Source organism: Colwellia sp. 20A7 (genome assembly GCF_009832865.1).
In the GTDB taxonomy this organism is placed as follows: Bacteria; Pseudomonadota; Gammaproteobacteria; order Enterobacterales; family Alteromonadaceae; genus Colwellia.
On sequence record NZ_CP047130.1, the window covers coordinates 2759917 to 2773319 of the forward strand.

Below are 13403 nucleotides of genomic sequence, written 5' to 3' on the forward strand. Positions count from 1 at the left end.
TTGATGATTATACTCCTTTTGAAACATTAGGAATTAGATAGGTCTAATAAAAGGATATACGTCTGTAATTCCCATTAAATCTAGTACAGCAACTACTACCAGAACAGTTACAACAGTACCTACTATTCCGCCTGCTGGCATTTCATTCATCTGTGTATTTAAAGATGCCAATTCTTCTTGTGTCATGTTAGCAATACGCATTTTTGCATTAGCTTGATCTACACCTAAAGCTGCTAACTTTTGTTGCACAGCATCTGAATCTACAAAAGACAAGACATGTTGTTTATTGTAGCTGTGTTGTTGACTTGCAAGTACCTGTTCTGAACCATAGACTCCGGCTGAAGCTTGCCCTAACCCTAAAATAAGTAAGAGGCAGCCTAAAGCAGTTTTTATATATTTATTCATAAATTAATAATCCTATTTAATGTGACTCTTATACTTTAAGAGATAAAATTCAATATGCTATTTGATAAAGAAGTGCTTTGACACTTACACTATAGCTTAATTAAGCAATATTGACCCTAGGTACTTTCCCTATAAATTGTAATCAAGTATTCAACGTATAAAATTTTTCACTTAATTAATGAAACTGGTATAACTAAAGAAAGCGCGGTAGAAAGTTGCATAAAAAAATCCAGTGATATCAATCACTGGATTTTTATCTCATTAGCCAATTAATCAAGCTATAAATTGCTTAACTGCTCGGCATTAGCCAATTGGCGGTTTTTTTATATTTAATTTAAAACGCAAATCTTACTTTTGTATACAGGTAACGACCACGAGGATTATGTACACTAGACACATAACCGTATAAATCGCTATCGCCATCACCAATTGCAAATGGTGGCTCTTCATCAAATAAGTTATTAACACCTAACGATAATTTAATAGATTCAGTAACTCGGTAAGACGTTTGTAAATCAACTAATATTTGTGAGTCAACCATACGTGATGTATTACTATCAAAATCTAAAGTACCGTTAAAGTCGATGTCAGGTGTGTCTTCAAATTCACCTACATAACTAATGTTTAAGTTTGTATTAAGCTCACCAATTTCCCAATTGGTAGAGAAGATAAAGCGATGTTCTGGATAACCGTATTCGCCAGTGTAATCACGACCATCTTTTTCAAACTTGTCTTGATATGCCCATTCTAAATTAAACTTAAGTAAACCTAATTCATCAAGAGAGTAATTGTAGTTTACAGAGATATCAACACCGGAGACTTCCTGCGACGATAAGTTTTTAAATGTACTGTGTACTTTTTGTATTGTACCTAGGCTTAAACCACCTGTTGCTGGTAGACGAACACAAACTGTACTATTTTGATTGCCACATTCTGCAGCATAAATAGGACCAAAATCTTCTTGATCAATTTTATTATCTTGAGTAATACTCCACACATCAACACTTACACCAAATTCGGCTGCTGGTGCCCAGATAACACCCACGTTCCATGATTCTGACTCTTCTGCTTGTAAATCAGGGTTACCAGAGAACTCAATATTGTAATCAAGCGCTTGGCAATCTAATCCTGTTTGTTCACAACGTTCTGTATCCACAAAAAATTGACTTTTTTGTGATGGACCTAAGCCTATTTGTGCTAATGATGGCGCTCTAAAGCCTTGAGCCCACGAACCACGTACAGTAATTTCTTCAGTTGGTGCCCAGCGCAGAGCTACTTTTGGATTAGTTGTAGTACCAAAGTCACTATAATCATCGTAACGACCCGCTAATTGTAGTTCAAGGTTATCAGCAAGCGGAATAGAAAACTCAACATAGGCAGCATACTGCTCACGATCAGCAGAGGCTGATACAGATTCAGTACCAAAAATTAAGCCTCGTTGAAATTGATCATCAGGAATATCATTTACATCTTCTTCTCGGTATTCGATACCTGCCGCCATCATGACAACATCATCACCAAAACTAAATGCTTCGCCGGTAATGTTTGCATCAAACGATGTCATATGTGATTCGCCGCGTCGTACTAAACTAGTTGTTATTCTATCGATAACTGCCGCATCGTTATAAGTGCCGCCAAACGGGTTGTAATTTCCAGCATCAATTTCTTGTTGTAAAAAGTCAGTCCGAACCCAGCCTTGGGTTCTATCGCCAGTTTGTAGCGATTTACTACGGCCTTTTTGCACCGCTGTTTCCCAACTCCAATCGTTAATTTCGCCTTTTAACCCTGCAACAAAACGTAAGGTGTCTGACTCAATGTCCCATTGGCGAGCGCCTGCATCAACTGTACGGTAACGACCAATTTGAATGTCTTCACCAAATGGGTTATTTGGATGACTAGCTGGTACCGTAAGGCCTGCATCTTCATCAAGTGGTGTTGGCGCACCTGCAGCTACAGAGCTATTATGCTGAACAGCCATTTCTAAAAAGCCAGTAATGCCGTTATCAAAGCGATATTCAAATTGTGAAATAGCGCCTATACGCTCAGCTGCTGGGGCAATATATCCATAAGATCCGTAATCAAATAAGCAACTCCCCCCAGAAGTTGCATTTTCAGCAGGGCATGCAGGGTCAATTGTTTTTACGCCATCGACATAAAAGTAGCCTGGAAAACCACGAGATGAACGGAAATCTTCACCACCATACGGTGCTTGGTTTGCTGTACCTAAACTACCCATTTCATCAGAAGACAAAGAGGTGTTTTTAAAATAATCGATAATAACTGATGCACTACTTTTTTCGCTTGTAGTACCCCAAACTAGGCTTGCTGTTGTTTCTTCATAATTTGGACCATCTGTACCGCCATAGCCTAGATTAATTTCAACACCATCAATATCTTTCTTTAAGATAACGTTAACTACACCCGCTACTGCATCTGAGCCATAGATAGCTGAAGCGCCATCTTTTAGTATATCGATGCGCTCAATAGCAGAAACAGGAATACTGTTAATATCTACAAATGAGTTGGTGATACCCTCAGCAAAAGCACTAATTGATACACGACGACCATTGATTAGCACCAGTGTTGCATCGGCCCCTAAGCCTCGTAAGCTTACAGCAGCTGAGCCGTTAGCAGTTGAATCTTGATTATTACCACGAGTAGAGAATGTACCGCTACCTGCTACAGGCATTCTTTCAAGAAGTTGCTGTAAATTGTCGTAACCCATATTTTCAATATCAACTCGACCTATAGATTGCACCGGAGAGGGGCCTTCTATATCTGATCGCTTGATACGTGAACCTGTTACTTCAATACGTTCTACATTCTTTACTTCATCTGCAGCATATGAAATTGTTGTAAAGCCAGCTGATAATGCGAGTGTTGCACCCGCAATAATATTGGGTGTAAATACAGTTGATTGTTTCATCCTTAAATCCTTGTTGATATGTTATTAATATTGTTGTTTAAAATTTAAAACAGGTACATTAATATCATGTAACTTAAGTGTTAGCAATTGCGATTTTTTGAGATTTAAGTATGAATTTTGAGCGATTTCATTAGTACTTTAATCTGAATAAAGGTAGTTTGATGCGAGTTAACTTAACGAATATAGGGACGACGTTTAACTATTTATTTTATCAAAAATGCTGAGCTAAACAGTAAAAACTGAGATTGAAGCCAACTCATTAGAGCAAATATTGAATAATTCAGCACAACTCAATATCATCACTTTATTACGATTATTATAATCAATGGGGTCAGAGTATTCGAAATAAGCGATTTGGCCTTAGTCTTGTAGCTAGACAATAATGTCAGACTAAACTTCCACAGCCCGCTGAAGATCCAAAGCTATCATTCATCTGTAATGAATATTTTCAATAATATTCCTAATGTTTAGATTTCTTGAAACCTGAGTTTAATACGTTGTGAATAAGTCCTTCAACGCTTATTTTACTTATTTAAATATAAAACTACAAAGAGAGGAATAAAACTAGGGATAACAATGACTGCTTTGTCATGTTCTTGGTCAAAGTAAGCGTTATTTACTGCATTATTTAATAAATACTTAGTAATGACTAAGTAATAATAAGTAGCATAAATGGTATCGCTAAGTGTCAGAGGTCCTTCAATTATTCATCGTTAAGTCTTACTAAAGAATTCTCTAAAAAACAGCTCAAAAAGTAATGACATTATGCAAATTAGGTAGATAATAACCATACAATAGTTACTTTATTTCATAGAGATAACAAACACTCTCTCCAATAAAGTTCCTTTATTAATAAATACCACACAAAAAAGAAGTTACGATGAATTTAAAAACAGAATCCTCCTTAGAAAAAAAAGCATTTGGTTTATGGAGTGCGGTATTTTTAGGTATAGGCTCCATGGTTGGTGCGGGAATTTTTATTGTTATTGGAGAAGCTGGTGTTATTGCTGGGAATCTAGTGACCCTCTCTTTTGCTATTGCCGCAGTTATCGCATTATTTTGTGGTTACTCCTTAAGTAAACTTGCTGTTCGTTATCCAAGCCGAGGGGGTATTGTAGAATATCTTACACATGGTTACGGCGAAGGCGTATTTTCGGGCGCGCTTGGTGTATTATTTTACTTCGCTCAATTAGTTGCCATAGCAGCCGTGTGTAAGTCTTTTGGCACATATGCAGCAACCTATTTTCCAGATAGTGATAGTGGCTTAATCCTTAATATATTTGCTGTTTCTATACTGTCTTTTTTTGTCATTATTAATTTTATTGGTGCCTCAATTGTAGCTAAGGCTGAGAATATAATTGTGGTTATTAAATTATTCGCGTTAATTATTTTTACTGTAATAGCATTATTTTATATTCAACCTGCGCGCCTAACATTAGCCAATGCGCCAGCGACTTTACATGTTTTTTATGCCTTAGGATTAACATTTTTTGCCTTCCAAGGATTTAGCGTTATTACTAACAGCGTTGAAGATATGGAGAGCCCTGAAAAAACGATGCTAAAGGCGATGATTATTGCCATTGTTCTTGTTACTGTTTTGTATATAGCCGTTTCTCTCGCCGTTTTTGGTAATCTATCATTAGCAGCTATTATTGAAGATAAAGATTATGCTTTAGCTGAAGCTGTTCGCCCCGCCTTAGGTGAATGGGGATTCAAAATTATAGCCATCACAGCGTTACTTGCTACCGCATCGGCGATTAATGCAACCCTGTATGCGGTAACCCAAATTGGCTACACATTAGCAAAAGAAGGAAACCTACCAGAAGTATATGAATACCATATTTTTAATAACACTGAAGGGTTGTTAATTTCTGCATTACTTATAGTTCCAATGATTTTATTGTTCGACTTAAGTCAAATTGCCAGCATAGCGGCTATCTCAGTATTACTGATACAAGGATTTACGCATACAGGTCATTTATTTAAAATCAAAGAAACTAACGCCAAAATATCCTGCGTTATCGCTGCCGTTGTCGGGTCTTTTGGTGCCGCACTTTTTGCAATTGCCTATTCATCTCAATCAATGCCGAATATTGTTTATTATATACTTTCAATTTTCTTTATCGCGTTTATGTTCGAAGTAATAATGCGCTTGTATACAAATAGAGTTATACAAAAACAGATAGTATCCACAGTTGAAAAATAAAAAGCACTCATAATACAAAGTAATAAAGCAATTAATACTAACGTTTATAATTACTTATATTGTTCTTCAATAATATAAGTAATTATCACTATTTATTTGATCTTAAATTAGCTTTCGTACGTATAGGTTTTATTATGAAACTAAACGTTGAGTATAAAATAAATTGCGATATTTAAATTACCTCGAGCTAGTGAATATGACAGACAGTTATAGAACTAAACTGATAAACAGTTTATCTGGGTTTAAAAGTGCTAATCTTATCGGCACCATCAATAAACAAGGCCAAACTAATTTAGCCATATTCAGCTCTGTTGTTCATCTTGGTGCCTCCCCTGCACTCATCGGTTTTATTACCAGACCACACACAGTTACCAGACATACTTTAGAAAACATTAAACAAACCAAGCAATTTACCATTAACCAAGTAAATAAAGATATTTGGCGTTCAGCTCATCAAACATCAGCACGTTACGATGCAGATCAATGTGAGTTTCAACACACAGGGCTAACACCTATATTTATTGATGAAGTTAACGCCCCTTTTGTTAAAGAAAGCCTGTTAAAATATGCGTTAACACTTGAAGAAATAGTACCGGTTGCTGCAAACAACACCCAATTAGTCATAGGTAAAGTAACAAATATTATTTGTGAGCCTCACGCGATTCGAAAAGACGGTTACATTGATATTGAATCGTTAGAAACGGTTAGTATTTCCGGGTTAGATAGCTACCACGTAACTGAGCGATTATCTCGATTAAGTTATGCAAAAAAAGACAAGTTACCAGAAGATCTTTCTATCGACGGTGATAGATTGAGTAAACAATAAATATAGCATCGGTAATGAAATATTAACAATAGATTGCATTACCGGATCGTTATTTTCGATGTATATACTAGATACATAACTGCACTTAATATTTGATGTAACTGATATCAATTTAGCTATTTGATGACCTTGTTTGGAGATAAACATGCTTAACATTTTTTATGATGGTAACTGCCCTTTATGCGCTGCAGAAATGAGTCATCTTAAAAAGTTTGATACCGATAATTTAATTACCTTAATTGATATACATCAACCAGACTTTGAAGCTCTATACCCTAATGTACAATTTTCTGATGCGATGAAAATACTCCACGGACATTATAACGGGCAAGTGTTATTGGGATTAGAAGTTACCCACAGAGCATGGACTTTGGTTGGAAAAGGTTTTTGGGTTGCACCACTTAATTGGCCAGTAATTAAAACAGTGAGTCATTGGGTATATTTAGGTTTAGCTAAATATAGACATCAAATTTCATCATTTTTAGCTAAAACATTTAATATGAAAACCAATGATTGCGGTACAGGTACTTGTAACGCAAAAACGTTAAAGAATCATAATAAAAAGCACTAAAGTAGTATAAACACAATTACTTTAGTGCTTTAGTGCTTTAGTGCTTTAGTGCTTTAAAAAGTATCCCATCCTGAAATTATTTTAAACAGTGATGTCAGTAAATTGATGCTAAACAAACTATTTCCAGCCCATAAGCCATTTATCACGCAACTTTAGCTCACGCCAGTCAATATTATATTCGTTCTTGGTCATTACGGCTTCTATCACGCATTGAATCACGTTTTGCTGTTCATCAAACTTAACTACAGTGATAACAAAATGCTTTTCTTTTTTTGTCACCTCAACCTTAGTCCACTTACTGTGTATCAGTGCTTTGGGATTAATCTTATTTATGTGCTTTGTCTTTATATGCTTTGTATTTATATGCTCAGCGTTCATATACTTGTGTCCATAAGTTTGGTGTTATCACAATTTAGCTTGTTAAAATTAGTCCTTCGCACCTAACGTTGTCGCTAATTCAAAACGTTGAGCTGTGTCACTATTAACAGACCAGCCTTGTAAATGTTGTTCTACTAGTTTCGCCATCATATCAATATGATCTGACTCTGCATTCAGCGCTGGAATATACTCGTACCTTTCACCGCCTGCGTCCATAAAGTAGTCACGATTTTCGATACCGATTTCTTCAATGGTTTCTAAACAGTCCGATGAAAAACCAGGGCAAACTAATTGCACTGATTTAACGCCTTGTTGCGCTAACTCTATCAGTGTTTTGTCTGTGTAGGGTTGCAGCCATTCTTCACGGCCAAAGCGTGATTGAAAACTAACTAGGTACTCATCTTCATTCAAGCCTAAGTTTTCTGCGAGTAATCGAGACGTTTTATAACACTCACAATGATATGGGTCACCATTAAGTAGATAACGTTTTGGAATGCCGTGATAAGTGAAAATTAACTTATCCGCCCGCCCATTACTTTCCCAATGTTGACGAATTTTGTCTGCTACGGCTTCAATATACGCAGGAAAATCATGATAATGGTTAATAAAGCGTAATTCTGGTATTAAACGTTTTTTAGCTAAACTTGCTGCTACGGCATCAAAAGTAGATGCTGTGGTAGAAGCACAATATTGCGGGTAAAGCGGTAACACTAATAATTTACGTACGCCTTGATTAAGCATGTTATCAATCACTGAATCGATGGAAGGCGAGCCATAACGCATGGCAAATTCAACAACTATATTCTCACCATACTTTTGCTTTAGCACTTTATCCAGCGCATCACTTTGATCTTGAGTATGAAATAATAACGGTGAGCCACGCTCTGTCCAAACAGTACTATAAGCTTTAGCAGAACGTTTAGGACGAATATTTAAAATAACCAAATTAAGGATCATCCACCACAGCAAGCGCGGAGTCTCAACAACACGAGGATCTGACAAAAATTCTCGTAAATACCTTTTTAACTCAGTTTTTTTAGGCGCGTCAGGTGTGCCTAAATTAGTAATCAGTATTCCAATCTTATCTTGTTGTTTATGGGTAAAGCTGGAATTTCCTTGATATTTCATTTATTTACTCAGTATGATTTAAAAATAATAAGTTAACGATAATGGGACTTTAACATTACTTGCATGACTCATTTACGCTAGATTAAAATGTGTGATAATTACAATGGCATAAGTATAGATAACATACCTATATATAATCTACGCTTAGATAATATAAATTAAGCCATGTTGGTTACAGTAGTATTTGCAGAAGCAATTAACAAATCCATAATAAGTGGTGAAGCCCCTATGTGCGGCGCAACATTTATTTCAATATCTGGATATAACGCCCTTGTTTCATTAATAATATTTGGAATATCTTCAATAACATGACGCCCAGAATTTAAAAAATAAGGCAGTACAATAATTGATGTTGCGCCATCATCAACACATAGCTTTATACCATCAGGTATTAAAGGTGCTGATAACTCTAAAAAAGCGGCATGAATAATAGTGTATTGCGCTGAACATTGGCTTTTTAATTTTTCGGCTAATATAACAACTTCTTCATTAGATTGTTTTCTTCGGCTGCCATGAGCCACTAGTAATAATGCTTTCATAAAACGTCCTAATAAACCTGAATTCGTCTTTAAACTTATCTTTGAATTGGTTTTAATAATGTATTACTACTTATACGGTTGATACGCTATTTTAGTTCAATGCCAAGTCCATTAATTTAAAGCTTACTTAAAAAAATTGACAATCGCTTTTACTAATCGCAACAAGCATTAGCCGCAAATACATTACCTAATAAACCATTAGCCACAAAAAAACCCGATTTATAGTCGGGTTTTTAGGTTTACTTGCTTCGTATTCAATGTTTTTATATAAAACACCCGTGAAGTAAAATACTTATATGCCAATCGCTAGGTTAGGCTAAGTTCAGCGAAGTTAGACTAAATTCAACTAAGTTCGGTAAAGCGTTTTAATAACATGGTATCCAAATCTTGTTTTTACTGGTCCATGAACTTTGAGTACCGGTTTTTTAAAGACAACTTCATCAAAGCCTTTAACCATTTGACCTTTTTTAAACTCACCTAAATCGCCTCCTTTTTTGCCAGAGGTACATATTGAGTGTTTTTTTGCTAATTTGGCAAAAGGTTCCCCTTTAGCAAGAAGCTTTATAATCTCTCTTGCAAGTTTTTCCGATTTTACCAATATATGAACTGCACTTGCTGATGACATATTACTCTCTTTAAAGACGTTGATTTTGTCATATTATACGTTACTGTAAGGCTCAACATAAAGAGCTAAGCCTATTTAAACAAATTAATCTTCTATTTTATCCCTAATTCAAACGTAAAAACTCTTTCCGTTTAAACCATTTTCATGGCCTTTAGCATGAACTACTTATATTCACGTAGGTATTTCAATTTTTCCTGACTTTTTAAAATGATAAATTCTATTTATAGCCCGTTCATTAATAAAAAAATCCAAATGTAGTATTCCTATATTACCTGTGTTTTAGTTATGATGATTTAATGATTGTTGCAAAATACATTCATTAGAAGAACCTTAACTCATTTAACGAATGTTATTCTATTATAACTATATTAAGGATTTACAAATGGCTAAAGTACTTATGATCACGGGAGATTTTGTTGAAGACTATGAGAACATGGTCCCCTTTCAAGCTTTATTAGCAATGGGGCATGAAGTAGATGCCGTATGCCCTGATAAAAAATCTGGGGATATGATTGCTACTTCAATACATGATTTTGAAGGTGACCAAACTTACACAGAAAAACGTGGTCATAACTTTGAGCTTAATGCCTCTTTTGCCGATATTACTGTCGAAGATTACGATGCATTATACCTTCCAGGTGGCAGAGCCCCTGAATATTTACGCTTAAATGCAAAAGTTCTAAAAATGATTCAGTATTTTTTCACTAGCGATAAACCTGTCGCATCAATTTGTCATGGTCCTCAGTTACTCACTGCTGCTGGTGTGCTTGTAGGTAAAAAAGTATCTGCTTACCCCGCTTGTCAACCAGAAATTGAAATGGCTGGGGCAGAATATATAGAGTTACCGATGGATGGAGCAATTACTGACGGTAAGCTGGTAACAGCTCCTGCATGGCCTGCTCATCCAGCTATGTTAAAGCAATTTGTAGCTTTACTTTAGTATAGCTATATATGCCCACTCCACTTGAAGATTCAAGTGGAGTGGGCATAATTAACATTTAGAGAGTTACCATGTGTCAACTTTTCATTAATGCCGATAATCAATTATGGGCCTATAAAACTAAATCACTTCGTATAGACGGGGTTGTTACGTCAATTCGTTTAGAGACTTTTTTTTGGGAAATATTAGAAGAGTTATCGTTTCGTGATCAAATAACGGTAAATCAAATGATTACTAAGTTGTATCATGAGTCTCTTGATGCTGATCATGACATTAGCAATTTTACCTCTTTCTTAAGAGTTTGTGCTTCGCGCTACCTATCGTTAATAGCCGATGGCGATCTCATTAGAGAAAGTGATACTTCCTTAAGTGATGTAGGTACTCAAGATATATTAGGGCAAGAGTCTATTCGCAGACGTGAACGCAAAGTGCGCTTCAACCATGCTATTAACAAACATTCAATAAATTAGTAAACACTCGTTTTTATATAATGTCACTTCTAACATTAATTACATACTTTAAAAAAATTCTTGGTTCAAAGTATGTAATTACACCGATATCGATACAAGGTCAAATTAACCTAATGCATTAGCTGTAGCGTCTTCCGCTGGTCAGTATTTAAAACAATCCACACGATATATATTAAAACTCATTGAAACCATCTAACCATTCAATGAAAGAATTCGATACTTTTTTAACAGTACCAAGTCCATAGTCAAAAAACCATACCGCTATATCTACTTGCTTGCTCGCACAATCACTGAGTTTGAAACAAAACATGTTTCCCTTACAATCAGATGCAAACAGAACATGCCCCTTAGGCATCATGCCACCCATTTCATAAAGCTGTGATAGTGAAAAAATATCATCCAAACTTAAAAAGTCTTGTACTTCAGTAATGTCAGAGCCTAAATCACAAGTTTTAGTTAATACATTTGGTGTGTGAACCAAGCCATAGGTAGATATTAAATATTTATATGATTCAGGTAGAAAAGCATTTAATTTTGATTCAAGATCTTCAATATCATTACTCGATATCGGAACCATAAAACTTTTTTGACCCCAGCTCTTTACAAAAAGGTCAATGCTATTCATATAGGGAAATCCATGGTGGTAACAAGGGAAGAACTCACTTATGTTAGTTAAGGTTAACCGAAGAAAGGTGTTATGCAATAATCTAAATTTATTACCTAACACCTAATACATATAGTTATTAATCTTCTACGCGAACGCCCCAAACATCGTGTTCATCAGCATGAATTATTTGAACCCACATTAAGTCGCCCGGCTTAGCATCGTAATCATCAGACAAATAAACCTTACCATCAACTTCTGGTGCGTCCATATATGAACGCCCTACTGCGCCAAGCTCATTAACTTCATCAATTAAAATTAAATACTCTTGGCCAATACGTGCTTGTAGTTTGTCGCTACTGATTTTTGCTTGTACAGCCATAAAGCGCTGAAGCCTATCTTCCATTACTTCATCTGAAACATGATCAGGTAACGCATTTGCTGTAGCGCCTTCAACTGGTGAGTATTTAAAACAACCTACACGATCTAATTGTGCTTCTTCTAAGAAGTTAAGTAGCTCTTCAAATTCTTCTTCTGTTTCACCCGGAAAACCAACAATAAAAGTAGAACGAATAACAAGCTCAGGACAAATTTCTCGCCATTTAGCGATACGCTCTAATACTCGGTCTGAACTACCAGGACGTTTCATTAATTTAAGAATGCGCTTGTTGGCATGTTGAAACGGAATATCTAAATAAGGCAGAATTTTACCTTCAGCCATTAACGGAATAATTTTATCTACATGCGGATAAGGATAAACATAATGCAAACGGATCCAAACCCCCTGCTTTGCTAGCTCTTCACACAACTGCTGCATGTGTGTTTTAACTGGCATACCTTCCCAGAAATCTGTTTTGTGTTTAACATCAACACCGTAAGCAGAAGTATCTTGTGAAATAACTAATAATTCCTTAACACCAGAGTCAACCAAGCGTTTTGCTTCACCTAACACATCACCGACGGGGCGTGAGTCTAAATCACCACGCATTGACGGGATAATACAGAACGTACAACGGTGGTTACAGCCTTCTGATATTTTTAAATAAGCGTAATGTTTCGGCGTTAACTTAACACCCTGTGGCGGAACTAAATCGATAAACGGATTATGCACCGGTTTCGCAACATGTTTATGTACTTGTGTTAATACTTCATCGTAGGCATGCGGACCCGTAACACCAAGCACATTCGGGTGAAGTTCAATAATTTCATCCTTTTTAACACCTAAACAACCGGTAACTAACACTTTACCATTAGCCGCTAGCGCTTCACCTATAGTATCTAAAGACTCTTGAACTGCTGAATCAATAAAACCACAAGTATTCACAATCACTAATTCAGCATCGTCATAACTATTAGTTACATCGTAACCTTCAGTTCTAAGTTGCGTAAGAATACGCTCACTATCAACTAAGTTTTTAGGACAGCCGAGACTTACGAAGCCTACCTTTGCAGCGCGATTTGTATCGCTATCTGAGGCAATAGCCGCCTTACTTTGCTCTTCAATCATTTTAGATGGAATATCTAACGTGGTTGTTTGGCTTTTATTTGAGTTACTTGTGCTTGGGTCGAATTGTTCTACGGTCATGTGCTCTCTCAACTTGAACTGTATAGCGTTTGTCGTTGCTTCAACTTATCGTGTAATAAGGTATAGCAACGTCATAAATGGTGGTTTAACTGCCTTTATTGCAAAGTCAGGGTCTTTGTAAAGGCTTTAATGAATTGGGCGAGATTATACAGGAGAATATTTAGCTTGTCTTTTGTGTTTTATTTGGGGATTACTGGTTT

General features: G+C 36.0%; 13 protein-coding genes. 5 read left to right on the top strand and 8 right to left on the bottom strand.

Annotation, left to right across the window (positions count from 1 at the left end; all coding sequences use genetic code 11):
• Positions 1-33 precede the first annotated feature (33 nt).
• Positions 34-405, bottom strand: a complete 372-nt coding sequence (locus GQS55_RS11970; protein WP_159820737.1) for a PA2779 family protein — start codon at positions 403-405, stop codon at positions 34-36.
• A gap of 334 nt (positions 406-739) precedes the next feature.
• Entirely contained in the window at positions 740-3331 is a 2592-nt protein-coding gene (locus GQS55_RS11975; RefSeq protein ID WP_159820738.1) for a TonB-dependent receptor, read from the bottom strand.
• Between the two features lie 880 nt (positions 3332-4211).
• On the opposite strand from GQS55_RS11975, the gene GQS55_RS11980 reads away from it, so the two are divergent.
• The 3 genes from GQS55_RS11980 (at position 4212) to GQS55_RS11990 (ending at position 6934) form a co-directional block, all read left to right on the top strand.
• Positions 4212-5537, top strand: a complete 1326-nt coding sequence (locus GQS55_RS11980) for an APC family permease (RefSeq protein WP_159820739.1) — start codon at positions 4212-4214, stop codon at positions 5535-5537.
• 196 nt (positions 5538-5733) lie between these two features.
• Positions 5734-6363 (top strand): flavin reductase family protein, encoded by a 630-nt coding sequence (locus GQS55_RS11985; protein WP_159820740.1) that lies wholly within the window; start codon positions 5734-5736, stop codon positions 6361-6363.
• Between the two features lie 145 nt (positions 6364-6508).
• On the top strand, positions 6509-6934 hold the full coding sequence (locus GQS55_RS11990) for a thiol-disulfide oxidoreductase DCC family protein (protein ID WP_159820741.1): 426 nt from the start codon (positions 6509-6511) through the stop codon (positions 6932-6934).
• Positions 6935-7051: 117 nt separating this feature from the next.
• On the opposite strand, the gene GQS55_RS11995 is transcribed toward GQS55_RS11990, so the two are convergent.
• The 4 genes from GQS55_RS11995 to ppiC all read right to left on the bottom strand — a co-directional run bounded on the left by GQS55_RS11995 (position 7052) and on the right by ppiC (position 9604).
• Positions 7052-7267 carry a TIGR02450 family Trp-rich protein gene (locus tag GQS55_RS11995; RefSeq protein ID WP_159822806.1) on the bottom strand — a complete coding sequence of 72 codons (216 nt, stop codon included), beginning with the start codon at positions 7265-7267 and terminating at the stop codon, positions 7052-7054.
• A 93-nt stretch (positions 7268-7360) separates the two neighbouring features.
• A complete protein-coding gene (gene hemH / locus GQS55_RS12000) occupies positions 7361-8440 on the bottom strand; it encodes a ferrochelatase (protein ID WP_159820742.1) in 1080 nt (359 codons plus the stop codon).
• A 158-nt stretch (positions 8441-8598) separates the two neighbouring features.
• A complete protein-coding gene (locus GQS55_RS12005; protein ID WP_159820743.1) occupies positions 8599-8979 on the bottom strand; it encodes a sirohydrochlorin chelatase in 381 nt (126 codons plus the stop codon).
• Positions 8980-9325: 346 nt separating this feature from the next.
• The gene (gene ppiC, locus GQS55_RS12010; RefSeq protein ID WP_159820744.1) at positions 9326-9604 is read right to left on the bottom strand and encodes a peptidylprolyl isomerase PpiC; all 279 of its coding nucleotides are present in this window, start codon (positions 9602-9604) and stop codon (positions 9326-9328) included.
• 382 nt (positions 9605-9986) lie between these two features.
• Here ppiC and GQS55_RS12015 point away from each other — a divergent pair, with 382 nt between their 5' ends.
• Entirely contained in the window at positions 9987-10544 is a 558-nt protein-coding gene (locus GQS55_RS12015) for a DJ-1/PfpI family protein (protein ID WP_159820745.1), read from the top strand.
• A gap of 71 nt (positions 10545-10615) precedes the next feature.
• On the top strand, positions 10616-11014 hold the full coding sequence (locus GQS55_RS12020) for a ribbon-helix-helix domain-containing protein (protein WP_159820746.1): 399 nt from the start codon (positions 10616-10618) through the stop codon (positions 11012-11014).
• 172 nt (positions 11015-11186) lie between these two features.
• On the opposite strand, the gene GQS55_RS12025 is transcribed toward GQS55_RS12020, so the two are convergent.
• Both GQS55_RS12025 and rimO read right to left on the bottom strand, forming a co-directional pair.
• Positions 11187-11639 (bottom strand): SMI1/KNR4 family protein, encoded by a 453-nt coding sequence (locus GQS55_RS12025; RefSeq protein ID WP_159820747.1) that lies wholly within the window; start codon positions 11637-11639, stop codon positions 11187-11189.
• A 118-nt stretch (positions 11640-11757) separates the two neighbouring features.
• Positions 11758-13203: a 30S ribosomal protein S12 methylthiotransferase RimO gene (rimO, locus tag GQS55_RS12030; protein ID WP_159820748.1), complete on the bottom strand. Its 1446-nt coding sequence runs from the start codon at positions 13201-13203 to the stop codon at positions 11758-11760.
• Positions 13204-13403 lie beyond the last annotated feature (200 nt).